Source organism: Calothrix sp. NIES-2100 (assembly GCF_963875285.1).
In the GTDB taxonomy this organism is placed as follows: Bacteria; Cyanobacteriota; Cyanobacteriia; order Cyanobacteriales; family Nostocaceae; genus Aulosira.
In genome coordinates this window covers 3,519,305-3,537,223 of sequence record NZ_CAWNLA010000001.1, presented here as the reverse complement: position 1 = coordinate 3,537,223, position 17,919 = coordinate 3,519,305, and the positions used below count along the sequence as shown (strand labels likewise).

The 17,919-nt window shown below is 38.9% G+C and carries 9 protein-coding genes; all 9 read left to right on the top strand.

The annotated features are described in order from the left end of the window. The first annotated feature begins 111 nt into the window (after positions 1-111). On the top strand, positions 112-1,644 hold the full coding sequence (locus AACU32_RS14665; RefSeq protein ID WP_096600621.1) for a hypothetical protein: 1,533 nt from the start codon (positions 112-114) through the stop codon (positions 1,642-1,644). A gap of 292 nt (positions 1,645-1,936) precedes the next feature. Beyond that, a complete protein-coding gene (locus AACU32_RS14660; RefSeq protein WP_096600619.1) occupies positions 1,937-3,139 on the top strand; it encodes a DUF1822 family protein in 1,203 nt (400 codons plus the stop codon). A 437-nt stretch (positions 3,140-3,576) separates the two neighbouring features. After that, positions 3,577-5,961, top strand: coding sequence for a CHASE2 domain-containing protein (locus AACU32_RS14655; RefSeq protein WP_096600617.1), 2,385 nt, complete (start codon positions 3,577-3,579; stop codon positions 5,959-5,961). Then, complete coding sequence (locus AACU32_RS14650) at positions 5,958-6,752, top strand: DUF928 domain-containing protein (protein WP_096600615.1); 795 nt, start codon at positions 5,958-5,960, stop codon at positions 6,750-6,752. The genes AACU32_RS14655 and AACU32_RS14650 overlap by 4 nt, the downstream gene beginning before the upstream one ends. Before the next feature lie 99 nt (positions 6,753-6,851). Beyond that, positions 6,852-10,475 carry a two-partner secretion domain-containing protein gene (locus tag AACU32_RS14645; RefSeq protein WP_096600613.1) on the top strand — a complete coding sequence of 1,208 codons (3,624 nt, stop codon included), beginning with the start codon at positions 6,852-6,854 and terminating at the stop codon, positions 10,473-10,475. 103 nt (positions 10,476-10,578) lie between these two features. Beyond that, complete coding sequence (locus AACU32_RS14640) at positions 10,579-13,179, top strand: CHAT domain-containing protein (protein WP_096600611.1); 2,601 nt, start codon at positions 10,579-10,581, stop codon at positions 13,177-13,179. Between the two features lie 36 nt (positions 13,180-13,215). Continuing rightward, positions 13,216-13,758 carry a hypothetical protein gene (locus tag AACU32_RS14635; protein ID WP_339377893.1) on the top strand — a complete coding sequence of 181 codons (543 nt, stop codon included), beginning with the start codon at positions 13,216-13,218 and terminating at the stop codon, positions 13,756-13,758. A 241-nt stretch (positions 13,759-13,999) separates the two neighbouring features. Beyond that, entirely contained in the window at positions 14,000-15,046 is a 1,047-nt protein-coding gene (locus AACU32_RS14630) for a M48 family metallopeptidase (RefSeq protein WP_096600597.1), read from the top strand. 174 nt (positions 15,047-15,220) lie between these two features. Further along, the gene (locus AACU32_RS14625; RefSeq protein ID WP_096600595.1) at positions 15,221-17,884 is read left to right on the top strand and encodes a lectin-like protein; all 2,664 of its coding nucleotides are present in this window, start codon (positions 15,221-15,223) and stop codon (positions 17,882-17,884) included. Positions 17,885-17,919: the final 35 nt, after the last annotated feature.

The window sequence follows — 17,919 nt, the reverse complement described above, 5'->3', positions numbered from 1 at the left end:
GCATGGTTTTTAGCTTCTGTCCCAATATAGTAAGTAAGGCATACTTGGCATTCAAAATTAATCATTAATTAAATAGCCTTCATCTCAAGGCTAAAAAAGGAGATAGCGACAATGATATTTCAAGAATTTTTTACCTTGCCTTTATTAAAAGAAGATGCAAAAGGACAGAAATTTATTTTTTGGCAGGTAGACCAAAAATTACAACAATATATCAATAGTATAGTTAGTCAAAAACCCAATATCAGTAAACCTGAATTAGTCAAAATTATTTTCCAAAATTTCCAGAAATATCCTGAAGATAAGTTAAACAGAAGAGTATGGATAGCTTTTTTAGCAAGATTTAGCTATAGAGCCGCTTTTCAAATTAGGACAAACATCATCAAAATTTCCACCAGAGTTTCTTTAGATTATGATTCCTTATTTCAGGATGTGTTTCAAATGGCTTTGACTAGTGCCTTACCTCCCGAAAAATGTCTGGGCAATTTGGTTAAAGATACTGAATTTGAAGAATTAGCATTAAATATTTGGTATTTTAAATTAGAAAAATATCTCAGGAAAAGAATTGAGGGATTACTCTGCGATAAATTGCGAGAAATCGAAGGATTCAGGACATTTCAAAGAAGTGATTTAGGTTTAGCATCCAGAGTAACTAAAACACGCGCGATCGCAGTTTTGAAACGCCTTGGTCTGAATGAAGTCACCATTTCACATCATACCTTAGCATGGCAATGTTTTCAAGAAGCTAAAGATGCCGGAATTATTAATATTAGTTCACCACAACCGCAAGCCTTTGAAGCCATTTTCCAGCGTTATCACCAATTTGCTCAAAAATTACCTAAATTATCTCCCAACAACCAAGCAGTAGATGGAACAGTTATTCAGCAATGGTTACAAGAAATTGGCAGAGCAATTCGTAATTACATTGATTTTTCTCAAGTTTCCTTAGATGAACCCATTTCTCAAGATTCGGAAACCTTAACATGGGTTGATTTAATTCCTGATGAAGATTCAATTATCCCCAAGGATACGATCTCACGTAATGAAATTGAAGACTTAGTCAAGGAATTAAGAGAATTTATCTATCACAAAATTGATAGCCTCAAAGCAGAAGAACAAAGAATTCCATTGTTTATGCATGGATTAGATTTATCACAAGAAAAAATCGGCATCGAACTGGCTGCTAATCAATCTACTGTCGGTCGTCGATACAAAAAAATGTTGCTGGAGTTATTAAGTCAATTAGGAACTTGGGTGAATGCATCTTTAAAAGTAGATTTAAACTCAGAAAAGCTGAACGAACTGAAAATTTATTTACAAGAATATCTAGATGTATTTTATCATAATTTAATGTATACATTTCTGGATCAGGCTATTCAATTACTGGAATTACAAACCAGAGAAATGATGCGACTATTTTGGCTCCAACAGATGCAGATAGAGCAAATTGCCGAATTAGTGAATTTTACCTTATTAGAAGTAGAGGATAAACTTTTATTATCTCATCAATCCCTGAAATTAGATATGATTCAACGAATCGAAAATCGCCTAAACCTATTCTTAAATCCTCAAGGAATAGTGTGTAATCAAGTGAATTATTTAATGGAAGAATGGCTAAAGATTGCACCTTTTGCGGATAAAAAGTAGTATACTGGGCATCTTTAACTCTTTCAAATTCTTCTCTCTGCGTTCTGGAGCATCCTCTGCGGTTCAAAAATAATTTATTTAACTACTCCAGGCGCAGAAATAACAGGTTATACCAATATGTATGAAGATGCGCTAACGAGCAAGAAATAAAAACTAACCGCTAAGACGCAAAGAAAGCGAAAAAAGGAGGTAGGGAGAGAATTTGGCGTAGCTTCAAAAATAAAGGGTATTACAGAATCCACATTGAAAGGCTAACTGTATTGATAAAATTTAAATTTCCAGGAACTGAACTATGAATAGTAATTGGCAAAATTTAAAAACTCTCACTTCCGAAAACTTGTGGTTAGAGTTTCTAGAAACAGAACACAAAGAAGCAGAAGCCGTGACACACTTACAAAGTAATCAAACTGCTCGTCATTATGCTTATATCAATCATCTTTGTCTCAAAGTCTTTTTCCGGTGGTTAAAAGAAAATTGGGAATTAGAATCTGCTGATGTATTTCCCAATGCTAAAGAATTAGCAAGTATTTGGGAAGTAGTGAATGGAACCGCCATAAATATTGGTCAAACTAGACTGGTGCTAATTCCTCATGATACGGTTGATACAGAAGAATTTTCTGTACCGCAAGAATGGGTTGATATTCCTAATTTTGCTGCTAACTATTATTTAGCAGCGCAGATAGATTTAGCACAAAACTGGATGCGGATTTGGGGTTATACAACTCATAAAACACTGAAAGAAAAAGGTAGCTATGACCCGATTTATCGCACCTATACTATTAAAGGTGACGAATTGATTGCTGATATAGATATTATTTTAGTAGCTAAAGAAATTTGTGGAGCAGAAACAGCAAATATTCCAACTCTACCTGCATTATCTGAGGAAACAGCCGCATCTATTTTAGCTCAAATCAGTCAGCCATCTCCCTATTCTCCCCGTTTGGATCTTCCATTTGCACAGTGGGGAGCATTATTAGGAAATGATCGGTGGCGACAACAACTGTATATTAAGCGAACTGCCACAGCACCAAGAAAGATGTTGGTAAATCTTAATCACTGGTTAACTAATAATTTTACAGAGTCGATCAAGCTGGGATGGCGTTCTGTGACAGAATTTTTAGCACCAGAACCAGAATTAGCGACTGTGAGAAATTATCCACAGTCTCATAGCGTTCAGCAAGCCAAGCTGTTAAATTTACAATTGCAACTTAAACAGCAAGCTGTAGTTCTTTTAGTAGCGTTAACTCCAGAAGCTGATGGTAGAGTTGGGGTTTCGATACAGGCGCATCCTTACGGAAATGAAAAACAACTACCTACTTTTTTGACTTTGGCTTTACTCTCAGACTCATTTCAACAGCTTCACACAGTAATTTCTAGAGAACGAGACAGCTATATCATGTTGCCGTATTTTCACTGCAAAAAGGGTACAAATTTTTATATAAAAATTGCGATCGCTGATGTTAGTTTGATGGAAGAATTTGTGATTGGTCAATAGTCAGTTGTCAGTTGTCAACCTTTCCTAGCCCCTAGCTTCTAGTCCTGGTTCCCCTAGCCCCTAGTTGACTAAAGCTTTACGTAATTCACGCAATTTCTGTGAATTCTTCATAAAAATTTAGTTCAAAAAACCGTATAAATACTATCAGAGGGTAAAAGTATCTCACAGAGAAATCAAGGTTATCAATTAGGAGCAACTACTTAGGGACTTCCGAGTAAAAAATATTTCATTGCTATTGTTGAGGGTTCACAGTTAACAGTCAACAGTCTGTAGGGGCGGGTTAACCGAGATTCCCGTTAACAATCGAAGATATTTGTGAACCCGCCCGTACGACTTTAACGGCATAATTTATTTTTTGGAGTTACCTTATACTTTTGTTCTCATTGTTAACACTTAATTTATGTGTAGTAGAGATTAAGCTGCATAGTAAAATAGCAATGAGTAAGCGCGTTGTCATCAATTTTGGCAGAGGTAGTTTTGAGGCGGGATTTTCGTCAGTTTCTGCTGAATTGTGGGAGACTGAAGGAGCGCGAGCGCAGCAATTATTTGGCAGCTTACCACCAGCACCAGAAATTATTACCTGTTATCGTGACTGGAAACTTTTATACAACGCTTTGGCACAACGTTTAACTCGCAGTGGTGGAATTGAGATTGAGCCTGCTAGTTTAACAAATATTTCTCAGGATGATTTATACAGTTTATGTCAGCGTTTACATGCAGAGATTAACTATTGGCTGAATGCAGAAACCTTCCGCAAAATTGACAAAAAACTGCGGACATGGCTGAGTCATACAGAGGAAGTACGGATTGTCATTGAAACTAGCGATGATTTATTGTGGCGCTTACCTTGGCATTTGTGGGAATTTGTCGAAGATTATCCCCAATCAGAAGTAGTTTTGAGTTTGTTAGAGTCAAAGCGGGTAGGTGAGGGAGCGCCGACATCTACCAATCAACTGCGCGTACTGGCGATTTTGGGAGATAGTCGCTTAATTGATATTAATGCAGATAAAAATCTCTTACAACAGCTACCAGGGATAGCACCCACCTTTTTATTGCAACCAGATCGCAAAATTATTAATGATGCATTATGGCAGCAAAGTTGGGATATCCTGTTTTTTGCTGGACATAGTTCCAGTCAAGCAAAGGATAGCCAAGCCAAGATTTACATTAATCAAAACCGAGAAAATCATAGTTTGAGCATCAATCAGCTAGAGTATGCTCTATCCAAAGCAATTAAGCAAGGTTTACAGCTAGCAATTTTCAACTCCTGTGATGGGTTAGGGTTAGCGCGACAACTGGCTAAGTTACACATCCCGCAAATTATCGTCATGCGCGAGGATGTACCAAACCTAGTAGCGCAGGAATTCCTCAAGTATTTTTTAGAAGAATTAGCGCAGGGTAAATCTTTGACGCTAGCGGTGCGACTGGCGCGGGAAAGATTACAAGGATTAGAAAATGAGTACCCTTGTGCTAGTTGGTTACCAGTGATTTGTCAAAATTCTACCAGTGAATTACCAACTTGGCAGGGGTTGCAAGACACAACGCCAAACTATCCTCCTGTTTCCCAACCAACTCCAAACCGCAAGCGTATTTTCATAGCCATGCTGCTAGTGAGTTTCATCGTTACCAGCTTGGTGATGGGAGTCCGTTATTGCGGATGGTTACAACCTTCAGAATTACATGCATTTGACCATTTTATGCACATGCGATCGCACATCTTACCAGAAAAACCAGACGATCGTTTTTTAATTGTCACTGTTGATGAAAAGGATCTCCGGTATCAAGATGCAAAAGGAATGCAAAGGTATCATTCACTTTCCGATCAAGCATTGCTGCAATTATTAGAAAAACTCGAGCAATATCAACCCCGAACCATTGGTTTAGATATGTATCGTGATGGCATAGTTACTGGTATAAATGCAAATTTACGGAATCGTTTTCAATCAGACGATCGCTTATTTACTGTATGTAAATTAGAGAATCAGGATGATAATGGTATACCATCTCCTCCAGGAGTTCCTAAAGTAAGACAGAGTTTTAGTGATTTCGTTGACGATCGTGATAAAGTTGCTCGTCGCCATCTTTTAAATAGTGAAACTCCGGCAACATCTCTTTGTACAGCCGAATCAGCCTTTAGTTTATCACTCGCGCTGCACTACTTACACCAAGAAGATAAAACATTAGATTGCACCCCATCAGGGTTGTGCCGAATTGGTGATGTAGAATTCAAACAATTAAAAGAACATAGTAGCGGCTATCAAAAATTTGATGATAAGGGTTATCAAATCCTGCTAAATTATCGTTCTCTTCCCTCTTTGGCAGAAATTGCCGAACCAATATCACTCAGAAATATTTTAGAAGATAAAATTTCTGAAGACTTTATCAAATCACACCAATACAGAATTATTTTAATTGGTCTGGGAAATGTGGCTAATAATGATGGTTGGGAAACTCCATATAGTGCTTTTACATCCAATCACCAAGAAAGTTTTGGAGTAATTGTACAAGCACATATGGTCAGTCAAATTATCAGTGCTGTCCTAGATAAAAGACCTTTGCTATGGTGGTGGAATGTTGAGAATGAAGCAGCTTGGATTTGGGGATGGTCATTAATAGGAGGAATTATAGCCTGGTTTTTATCCAAACCTTGGCATTTGGGAATAGGAATTTTCACAAGTATCTTGGCAATTTATGGTTGCTGTATTGGCATTTTTTTACGAGCCGGATGGATACCTTTGATTCCGGCATTATTAGGATTATTTCTAACTGCGATCGCTCTCTCTATTTGGTTAAAAATTTATCACAAAACTTCTGAAAAATGAAAAAGCATAACAGGAAAATTACCAATTATATCTTACTGATTTTCATCCCCTTATTAAGTATTATTCTTCCTAATAAGCAGATATTAACCGCTCAAAATCACCCCAGCATAAACAAAAAAGTTAATCAGAAAAAATTCCAACCTTTTCAATTACCGAGATTGCCCAAAAATGGTACTCCCACAGGTCGCCGTCGAGGTGGTGCAGGTCGTAATGAATGTCCTAGCCAATTGAGTAAAATTGTAGCTTTAGTACCAGGATTTACAGAAGAAACAATTGATAAATCTACCTTAGAAACAACAGCATCAGCATATCCCACTTTTTGGGTTTATGTGCCAGAACTGCCTAACAACGCCCGGTTTGCCGAATTTACTTTACAAGATATAGATAATAAAAGAAATATTTATTTGAAAAGTTTTGTCCTTTCAGGTCAAGCCGGGATTATCAGCTTTAATTTACCACCTCAGCCAGAATATTCCTTAAAAACAGGGACGAAATATCGGTGGATATTTACAGTTTATTGTAACGAAGAAACAGCCATATCTGAAGACTACGTTTCCGTCGATTCCTATATAAAAAGAGTAGTAATAAAAGCGAATATTAAACCAGATGATTATTTAACTTATGCAGAAAATAATATTTGGTATGACAGCTTAACTAAATTAGCTCAACTCCACCGCGAGCGCCCCAAAGATGAAATCATTAATCAAGACTGGCTAGACTTATTAACAGCCGTAAATTTAACAGATATTTCAACCGCAAAATTTATCGAAACTTATAACTTCGCCCAATAATTTCAACTTAAAACCTTTGCATCTTTGCGCCTTTGCGCCTTTGCGTGAAAAAATTGAGATAAAAATCAAAGCGAAAATCTATCAAAAAACCATGTACCAATGATTAAAAATTCCGTAATCTTAACTCTTTTATCATTATTAACAATAAGCGATCGCACTCTTGCCCAAGTCATCCCCGATAACAGCCTGGGAACTAAAGTAGAATCTCTCAACCCAAAAATCGACCAAATTACAGGCGGTTCCCAACGTGGTGCAAATCTATTTCACAGCTTCACAGAATTTAACGTCGATGCGGGTAGAGGTGTTTACTTCCAAAATCCCCACAGCGTCAACAACATTCTCACCCGAATTACAGGTAACAACCCCTCGCAAATTTTGGGTACACTTGGCGTATTGGGCAATGCTCACTTATTTTTGCTCAATCCCAACGGCATTATTTTTGGTGCAAATGCGCGTTTAGATATCAAGGGTTCATTCTTCGCCAGCACCGCCAAAAGTTTAGTATTTGAAAACGGCTTAGAGTTCAATACCACCAACCCCCAAGCGCCACCCCTACTAACACTTAACATCCGTCCTGGTTTGCAGACTGGTACACAGGGAAACATCACCAATGCAGGTAACTTAACAGTAGGTACAGGACAAAGCTTAACATTATTAGGAAACACAGTCACCAGCACAGGAACAATCACCGCGCCTGGTGGGAGAGTAGAAATATTTGGCGATCGCATCGGTTTATTAGACAATGCCAAAATAGACGTTTCTGCTGTCGGTGGCGGTGGTACAATCCTCATTGGCGGAGATTTTCAAGGAAAAGGTACAGTTCCCAACGCCTCAAGGACATTTATTGGTAAAAATACCAGCATCAACGCCGATGCTATTAATAACGGGAATGGCGGAAGAGTAATTGTTTGGAGCGATGGTAGTACCAAATTTTACGGAAATATCAGCGCTCGTGGTGGTGTAAATTCTGGTAATGGTGGCTTTGTCGAAGTTTCTGGTAAACAATTTTTAGATTACAACGGCTTAGTAAATACCAATGCTACTAACGGAAATATCGGCACTTTATTACTAGATCCGACAAATATTGAGATTGTCGCTGCTAGTGGAGAAACTTTCGATTTAAATGATGCTGATACTTTTAGTGATGCCGATATTGGTGGTGATGGTAACACAAAAATATTAGCAGATGCCTTTAATTTTGCCTTAGCTAATATTACTTTGCAAGCGACAGAAAATATCACGTTCTCTGCCCCAGTTATTACTTATTTCCCAGGTGTAGGCTTAACAGCCGAAGCTGGTAAGAATATTTTTGTGAATGCTCAAATTCTCAGTAATGGTGGACAAATTCAGTTAAACGCTGAGAAAGGTGATATAGAAATTAAAGCCAATGTTGTTTCTCTAGCAGGTAATATAGCAATTTCTACTAAAAATTTCACCATAAATCAAGGAACTCTTGCCACTCAAAATATTAATTCTCCTACCGTTGGCAATATCAAAATCAATGCTTCAGAAAATATTAATATTATTGGTGTAAAAAGTAATTTAATTAGCATCAGTTCTGGTTCTGCTACAGGAAGTAATGTAGAAATTGAAACAGGAACAATCAATATTCTAAATGGAGGATTTTTTGGGCTTCAAACTATAAATCAAGAAACAGCAGGTAATCTTATAATTAATGCCAGAAACTCTATTAATGTTATTGGTAAAGATGGTACTCGTGCTTCTAGCATAAGTACCCAAAATACAGGAACAAAAAATGGAGGTAACCTTTCTATATTTACAGAAAAATTATTAGTACAGGATGCTGGTACTATTGTTACATTAGGCAATCAGGCTAAAGCTGGTAATTTGTCTATTCAAGCTAGGGAATCTATAGATGTAATCAATAAAGGAACTATAAATTCACTTGCAATTCAGCTTAATGGAGTAGCAGGAGACGTTTTAATTGATACAAAAAATTTGAATTTGCAAAATCAATCTTTAGTGACTTCTAGCTCTGTTGGTTCTCAAAATCCTAGTGGTAAAGTCACAGTTCGCGCTCAAGAATCTGTTATTATAGACAATTTTAGTCAATTAGCAAGCACCTCTATTGGTTCGGGAAACGCAGGTGAAGTAAATATATTTACCGACACATTAACAATTAGCAATAAAGGTGCTGTCGCTTCCCAAACTTTAGGCACAGCCAGTGCCGAAAATTTGAATATATATGCTGATAATTCTGTCAATTTAATTCAGGGTGGAATTATATCTACATCTAGTTTTGGTACAGGTAGTGCTGGTAACCTTTACATTGAAACTAAAAATTTGAATATTGTAGATGGAAACAGTTCAATATCTACTATTAGTAGTGATGCTGCAACTCTATATAAAAGTTTACAAAATGATCCAGAATCCGATCTCGCAAAACTAATATCATTATTACCTTTAAATAGTCGTCAGTTTTTCTTTGAAAGTCTTGATGCAGCTAATCAAGAAAGCGGTATTCAAGGTAACTCTGGTAATTTGACCATACGCGCCACAGAATCAGTCAATATAGCTAATACAGGCGGAATATCTACAGCAGGTGCAGGTAAAGCATCTGGAGGCACTATCTTTATAGACACTCGCCAGCTAAATCTCCAAAATCAAGGCAACATATTTACCAATATCCTTGGTTCTGGAAATGCAGGATTTTTACATATTCGTGCTACAGATGCATTAGCAGCCAGTGGGAACAGTAAGATTTATACCGTAGCAGAACGAAATAGTACAGGTAACGCCGGCGGAATACTGCTGCAAACCGATAGCTTGGCAATTACAGATAGAGCAGATGTATCATCCGCAACTTTGGGCGCAGGACGAGGCGGCGATATTCAAGTACAGGCGAATTCTTTTTTCCTGACCAACACCGGACGGGTAAACAGTATCAGTGAGGGAACAGGTAACGCGGGCGATATCTTTATCGATATTACTGATAAATTGCAAGGAAACCAAGGACAAATCACAGCAACCTCCATCCTATCTGGGGGTGGAGATATCAATATTAATGCGAAAGACATCCGCCTCCGCAACAGTAGCGAAATCACAACCAGTGTTTTTAACGGTACAGGCGGCGGTGGTAATATCAATGTCCAATCTCAGGTATTTGTTGTTCTGGAAGACAGCGACATCCTAGCTAACGCCGATGCTGGGCCTGGAGGTAATATCACAATTAACGCCCCTGCATTTGTAGCGCAATATTCCCCCTCCGGTCTTAACCCCGGCGACTTTTCCCAATTTCGCGGTAACAATCAAGTTGATATCTCCGCAGATTCCCGTCTCGGACAAAGTGGCGAAGTTGTAATTAATAGTATCGACCCCAGCCGAGGTTTAGCAGCTTTACCACAAGTACCCGTAGATTCCCAAATCGCTGAAGGTTGTTACAGTCCAACTCAGACAGAAGGTAAATTTATTGTCACTGGACGCGGTGGATTACCCAGCAACCCCAAAGATGTCTTAACTACCGACGCTGTACAAGTTGATTGGGTAACCCTCAAACCCAAAACCGAAAATCGTTCCACAGCATCGATCAATAACCAAAGTGCGATCGCCTCAATCCCACAACCACTTATAGAAGCTACCGGCTGGATGGTGAACGAACAAGGACAACTCACCCTCACCGCAAATGTCCCCACAGTCAAACCCGATTCTTATTCCCAACAATCAGCAACTTGTAGCAAAGCATTGCAAAACTCAGCAAATTAAAATCTCAAAACCCTCATTCTTTCTGCGTCTCTGCGTCTCTGCGTGAAAAAACCATCCCACAAATATGTAACGCCCGTTTCAAAACTCCCCTCCCAACTTCACAATGAAAATTCTCAAACATTTTCTCCTTACACTATTAACAGCATCAATCTGTATCTTCCTCTCTCCCGTTTTCGCCATTAATAGTCCGCCAATTACCCCAGCCCAAACACTCTATCAAGCTGGGAAATATGCCGAAGCAATCAATGTTTTAAAACAAGCAGCAGCTACATTTCACCGCAATGGCGATCAACTCAATGCAGCCATGACATTGAGTAATCTATCCTTAGCTTATCAACAATTAGGACAGTGGCAAGAAGCAGAAGCAGCTATTACCCAAAGTCTGAATTTATTAGCAAAACTTTCAACTCCCGAAAGTTCACAAATTCTCGCTCAAGCTTTAGATGTCCAAGGGCGGCTACAATTATCTCAAGGACATACAGAAGTAGCCCTGAACACTTGGCAAGCAGCAGCTAAGATTTATCAACAATTAAATGATCAAGAATCTTTAATTCGCAATCAAATTAACCAAGCCCAAGCGATGCAAAGTTTGGGGCTGTATCTCCAAGCTGATAAAACATTAATTTCCGTTGCAGAAAGTCTCAATAAATTACCAGATTCCAGCGTTAAAGCTACAGGATTTCTCAGTTTGGGAAATATTCGCCGCTTAGTTGGTGACTTTAAGCAATCTCAGGAAGTTTTACAACAGGGTTTAGACGTTGCTAAACGAGTAAAATCGGAACAAATTACTAGTGATATTTTACTAAGTTTAGGCAATACATACCGCAGCCAGAGAGACATGCAAATTAATTTGGACAGTAAAGAAAATAAAGAAACTGCTAAATATACAGAAAAAGCAATTAATTATTATCAACAAGCGATCGCTCAATCAACAACCCCAGCCACAAGAATTAACGCCCAATTAAATTTACTCAATCTGTTGATAGAGGAAAAGAATTGGGACGCAGTATCACGTTTATTACCGGAAATTAAATCTCAGCTTGCAGAGTTACCTGTCAGCAGAACATCTGTATACGCTAAAATCAACTTTGCCCAAAGTCTGATTAAATATGCAGATCATGAATCTTCCAGCTTTAAACCTGCTGCTGAGATACTAGCACAAGCAGTTACAGAAGCACAAAACCTTAAAGATCAGCGAGGCGAATCTTATGCACTGGGCACTTTAGGAGGATTATACCAGAAAACGGGACAATTAACACAAGCTGAGAAACTAACTCAACAAGCTTTGGCGATCGCTCAAAGTATTAATGCTCAAGATATTGCCTATCAATGGTTATGGCATCTTGGCGGTATTCTAGAACAACAGGGAGATGGGAGAAATAAGAGTGCGATGTCTGACGACAAGCCACTTCGTGTCTACGCAGCTTATCAGCAAGCATGGAAAATCCTGCGATCGCTCCGCACCGACTTAATCGCAATGAATCAAAGTACCCAGTTTTCATTCCGCGAGAATGTAGAACCTGTGTATCGAGACTTCGTTGACTTACTCTTGAAAGATAATAATTCCCAAGCAACTGATATTCAACTTGCCAGGGAAGTGATAGAATCTCTGCAAATAGCTGAAATTGATAACTTTTTACGTTCACCCTGCTTACGCCCCACAACAGCAATTGACAAATTAGTTGAAAACGACAAATCCACAGCAGTCATCTATCCAATTATTTTAGATGAGCGGTTAGAAGTAATTGTTAAATTACCCGGTGCAGAAATTCGACATTACACAACTACTGTCCCTAAAAACGCAGTTGAAGAAACCATCAGCCAGTTACGAACTAATTTAACCCTGAGTAATCGAAATTTAGCAATTAACGAGTCTTCAGCCAAAATTTACTCCTGGTTAATTCTACCTGCTAAAACTGAGTTAGAAAAAAATCCGATAAAAACATTAGTTTTTGTCTTAGACGGCGCTTTGCGAAATATTCCGATGTCAGTTCTTTATGACAAAGAACAGCAAAAATATTTGATTCAAAACTATGCTATAGCTTTAGCTCCAGGTTTACAGCTAGTCGAACCCAAACCCTTAAAGAAGGTAAAATTAAATGCTTTAATCGGGGGAGTGGGAGCAGAGAATATAGTCGATGGGAAAATTTTTAGACCACTAGAAAATGTGAAAAGCGAAATCAAAGAGATTCGCAGCGAAATACCGCAGAGTCAAGAACTTCTAGATGAAGAATTTACTAAAATAAACTTAGACAAGCAGGTAAAATCTCATCCTTTTTCAGTAGTTCACTTAGCAACACATGGAGAGTTTAGTTCTCATCCCGAACAAACTTTCATTCTCACTTGGAAAGATAAACTCAAAATTAACGAGCTAGATAATTTATTAAAAACTAGAGATAAGACCAAACCAGAGAGTATAGAATTACTTGTACTGAGTGCCTGTAAAACTGCTAAAGGTGATAAACAAGCTGCTTTAGGATTAGCCGGAATAGCAGTCAAATCTGGCGCACGTAGTACATTAGCAACACTTTGGGTAGCCGATGATTCATCAGCGCGAAAATTAATGAGTGAATTTTATCAACAATTAAACAAAGGAGCGACGAAAGCTGAAGCCTTACAACGCGCCCAACTCAGCCTTTTCGCTAAACAGAAAGATTATCCCTACATCTGGGCACCATACGTTATCGTCGGTAATTGGTTATAAAATTTACTCGTCAATACTTCCTTCAACTGTGTGTGCATGGAAATCTGTATTCATCCCGATACATATACAGAACCAAAAAACACACCAGTACAAACCATGATTCATAAAACCAGATTTAACACAACACTAGCTCAACCCAAACACTGGATACTTGGGCTGATATCTACCGTGATAGTTTTCACCCCGGCGATCGCACTTGCTAACAATGAGTATTGGTTAAACAGCGTGCGCGAGCAACTCATCCGAGGTGCTTTGACTCTAAACTTGGGTGGTAACTACGAATTAACACACGATCCTTTCGTCGATCAACTCAGTAGCGAGCAAAATGACTATATAACTATAAATCTGCGTTCCGGTGTAGATTATGCGATCGTGGGAGTATGCGATCAAGATTGTCGAGATATCGACCTAAAACTTTACGACGAAGATGGTAACCTCATCGACTCTGACACTGACTCTGATGACAAACCTTTCGTTAGAGTCAGACCACGTTGGAGTAGTCAATTTAAGATTAAAGTAACTATGGCAAGATGTAGAGCAAATTATTGTTACTACGGTATTGGAGCATTTGGCAGATAGTAAAATCAAATTAAATTTTATTATTTCATCGCCAAATCAAACCAGGGATCACCCGATGCAACATACCACAATACAAGGTATGGGCACAGCAATGCTGTGCCCTTTTTTTAATTCATCCACCTACCAAAATAATTTACCAACAAAATTATTCAAATTTTCGTGCATGAAAAATGCCAACCTACCCGATTAAGTTAATCAAAGGGTTCAAACCTTCTTAAATTACAAAAAAAGGACTAAAAAAATGATTTGTCGCTCAGCTTCAATCGCCTTAACTACCCTTTTATCTTTACCTGTATCAGGTCTTATTAGTCAGTTATCAATCAATCCCGTGGCTGCTCAAACTAACAGATGTACTTTACTACAGCAACGTTGCAAGGAAGTCACTAATATACCAATTCAAACCTCGCCAAAAAAATCAAAATCTCGTCCACTTGCCCAAGCTCAAGTGAAAAATTGGGCTTGGGTATATAGTGTTATGGAAAAAGTGATTCGCGCTAATGAACTTGATGAACACACTTGGCGAGTGCGAGTAGTTAATCAATATATTGATAATGCTTTTGCCTCTGATGTGAATTTAGTGACTGTTTATGATGGGTTATTAGACAAAATTAATGGTGATGATGCCGCATTGGCTTTTATCATCGGTCATGAATTAGCTCACAACAGTCAACGTCATCTAGCTGTATCAGCCACTGTCAATGCAGAAGTATTGCAAAGATTGAACAATGAAGCAGAGACGGAAATACAAAAGTTGGTTGCAGATGAGCAACAGAAATTTCAACAGCAAGGAGAGGTGAGAGGTGGTGTTGAAATAGCTTGTGTAATTTTGGGTAGTTTTTGCAGAAAAGTACCAATACAAGCTGGAGCTTACTTATATCTCAATTCCCAAGGTCAGCCTGACCCCAACAGAATTGAACAACAAAAACAACAAATAATTGCTCAAAAGCAACAAGAGTTCAATAAACAACAAATTCAATTAGGTCGTCGCCAGGAAAGTGAAGCCGATGAATTTGGTTATTTATACATGGTCAAAGCTGGTTACGATCCAAAGGGCGCATTCAGGGCGATGGAAATTTTAGCACGGATACCTGTTCCAAACCCATCGATAGATGTCCATCCACCTGCTACCGAAAGAATTGAGGCTCTACAAACACTAACAAGAAAGGTTTCCTCACCAGCGTTAGTGGCTGAAGGTGCAGCTAAACTTCGGAAAACTAAGCCTCTAACTTATGCTGCTTCTAGCGATGGTCAATCTTTGCTAATTAACTCTCGATTTGGTTCTAAGTGAAATCGGCGCTGAGAAATTTAGATCCCCGACTTCTTTGAGAAGTCGGGGATCTAAGTTTCTTTTCCGTGAGGGTGCATGATTTTTCGTATCTTACCCGATACATAAGTAGAGGGGGAAAATCACTGTTTTTAATTAGCACTGGTTACCCCTTATTCATCTATCTAGGATTGGTATATGCCAGATTTAACAACAAAACAAATCTTCATATTTGGTGATAGCATTTATTTCCTATCTGCTTTAGGTACTTGGGGTGTTGCTCAGGCAGAAGCCCTGACTTTTGGTGGTAATCTTGTCACTATTAACGATGCCAAAGAACAAACTTTCTTGGCTGGTTTATTTGCTAATAAAAATCCTTGGATTGGTCTTTCTGATGCTGCTAAAGAAGGGACATATACTTGGGTTGGTGAGCAAAGTGCTTATCAAAATTGGGCACCAGGATTTCCAATTACTGACGTAAATAGGGACTTTATCTATTTAGGAAGCACTGGTTGGAGTCATGCTCCTCAAACTAGTAATTCTCAGGGTATTATTGAAATCAAAAATCCCACTACCCCAATTTTGGTGATTGAAGATTTGGGGATTATTGAACCCGCAAGCGGTACTAAACAAGTACAATTTAGGGTCAAGGTTTTTGGCAGTAGCAGCCAGCCTATTAAAGTAAACTATAACACTGTTATCAGCGATCAAGCTACTGCCTTACCTGGAATCAATTACGTTAATACCAGTGGTACTCTCACTTTTAATCCTGGGGAGAAAGTAAAACTTATTAATGTCACTATCCGCAATGATGGTGAAGCAATCAGTGGTAAACAATTTTTTGTGAATCTTAGTTCACCAACCAATGCTATTTTAGGAGATAGCCAAGCTACAGGCACAATTGCTGAAGCTACTGATGCATTCACTTTTGGCGGACACACTTATTTATTATCAAAAGCAGGTAGTTGGAGTCAAGCACAAGTAGAAGCCCAAAGTTTTGGTGGTAATCTCGTTACTATTAATAATGCCGCCGAACAAACTTTTTTAGCAGGTTTATTTGCTAGTCAAAATCCGTGGATTGGTCTTTCTGATGCGGGTAAAGAAGGGACATATAGTTGGATTGGGGAACAAAGTGCTTATCAAAATTGGGCACCAGGATTTCCAGTTTCTGATGTCAATAGGGACTTTATCTATTTGGGAACTACTGGTTGGAGTCATGCTCCTCAAACTAGTAATTCTCAGGGCATTATCGAGATTCCTACTGCTCTATCTGTTCCCATCCCTGATATGACTGGGAGAACAATTTACACATTTGGTAATAGTATATATCTGCTCAGTTCTGCGGCTAGTAGTTGGGGTAAAGCGCAAGCAGAAGCTCAAAGTTTACAGGGCAATCTTGTCACTATTAATGATACTAAAGAGCAAACTTTTTTAGCAGGATTATTTGCTAATCAAAATCCGTGGATTGGTCTTTCTGATGCGGGGAAAGAAGGCACATATAGCTGGATTGGTGAGCAAACTGCTTATCAAAATTGGGCACCAGGATTTCCAGTTTCTGATGTCAATAGGGACTTTATCTATTTGGGAACTACTGGCTGGAGTCATGCTCCTCAAACTAGTAATTCTAAGGGTATTATTGAAATCAAAAACCCCACTAAGCCGATTTTGGTGATTGAAGATTTAAGCATTGTTGAAGCTAACAATGGCACAAAAGAAGCTGTTTTTATTGTACGGCGCTATGGTAATAACAGTGGTAGTGCGACTGTGCAATACAGTACGTCTAATAATACAGCAGTTGCCAATAGTGAATACAAAGCTACAAGTGGGACGCTGACTTTTGCTCCTGGGCAGAGTGTACAAACAATTAGTGTAACTATCCTCAAGGATGCTGACACAATTACACAAGAAAGCTTTTTTGTCAATCTTACTGAGCCTACCAATGCTATTTTAGGCGACAATCAGGCGATCGCAACTATTTATGAACCTGGCGACGCAGTTACCTTTGGGGGTAAGACCTATTTGTTATCAAAATCTGGCAGTTGGAGTCAAGCGCAAGTACAAGCCCAAAGTTTTGGCGGTAATCTGGTTACTATTAATGATGCCGCCGAACAAACTTTTCTCTCAGGAAAGTATGCTAGTCAAAATCCGTGGATTGGTCTTTCTGATGCGGGGAAAGAAGGCACATATACCTGGATTGGTGAGCAAACTGCTTATCAAAATTGGGCACCAAGATTTCCTATTACTGACGTAAATAGGGACTTTATCTATTTGGGAAGCACTGGTTGGAGTCATGCTCCTCAAACTAGTAATTCTAAGGGTATTATTGAAATTGCCAATACTCTCAATTTAGTTGGCGGTGTAGATCCTGATTTCCTTTATGGCGGCGAGGGAAATGATACTCTTGATGGCGGCGAGGGGAATGATCAGCTGATTGGTAAGGCTGGGAGCGATCGCCTGATTGGTAACACGGGAAATGATAACCTGATTGGTAATAGTGGCAATGATACCCTGATTGGCGGTGCGGGAAATGATACCCTAACTGGCGGTAGTGGTGCAGATAGGTTTATCTTCAATTCTCGCACTGAAGATATTGACAAAATAACCGATTTCAGCGTGGTTGATGATGCGATCGCTGTTTCTGCTGTCGGTTTTGGTGGTGGGTTGGTTATTGGTACACTAGCAGCAACACGGTTTGCGATCGGTACAGCGGCTACAACTACTAGCCATCGATTTATCTATAACAAAACTAGCGGCGCACTCTTCTTTGACCAAGATGGGCTTGGTGGTACAGCACAAGTTCAGATAGCGTCTCTCAGTAGCGGCTTAACGATGACTAATGCTGATATTTTGGTGATAGCTTAGTTTGATAATTAGGAATTCGGAATTTTTGGGGAAAC

Coding starts and splice junctions, on each gene's coding strand:
- AACU32_RS14665 (WP_096600621.1), top strand. CDS start 112: ATGATATTTCAAGAATTTTTTACCTTGCCTTTATTAAAAGAAGATGCA.
- AACU32_RS14660 (WP_096600619.1), top strand. CDS start 1,937: ATGAATAGTAATTGGCAAAATTTAAAAACTCTCACTTCCGAAAACTTG.
- AACU32_RS14655 (WP_096600617.1), top strand. CDS start 3,577: ATGAGTAAGCGCGTTGTCATCAATTTTGGCAGAGGTAGTTTTGAGGCG.
- AACU32_RS14650 (WP_096600615.1), top strand. CDS start 5,958: ATGAAAAAGCATAACAGGAAAATTACCAATTATATCTTACTGATTTTC.
- AACU32_RS14645 (WP_096600613.1), top strand. CDS start 6,852: ATGATTAAAAATTCCGTAATCTTAACTCTTTTATCATTATTAACAATA.
- AACU32_RS14640 (WP_096600611.1), top strand. CDS start 10,579: ATGAAAATTCTCAAACATTTTCTCCTTACACTATTAACAGCATCAATC.
- AACU32_RS14635 (WP_339377893.1), top strand. CDS start 13,216: ATGGAAATCTGTATTCATCCCGATACATATACAGAACCAAAAAACACA.
- AACU32_RS14630 (WP_096600597.1), top strand. CDS start 14,000: ATGATTTGTCGCTCAGCTTCAATCGCCTTAACTACCCTTTTATCTTTA.
- AACU32_RS14625 (WP_096600595.1), top strand. CDS start 15,221: ATGCCAGATTTAACAACAAAACAAATCTTCATATTTGGTGATAGCATT.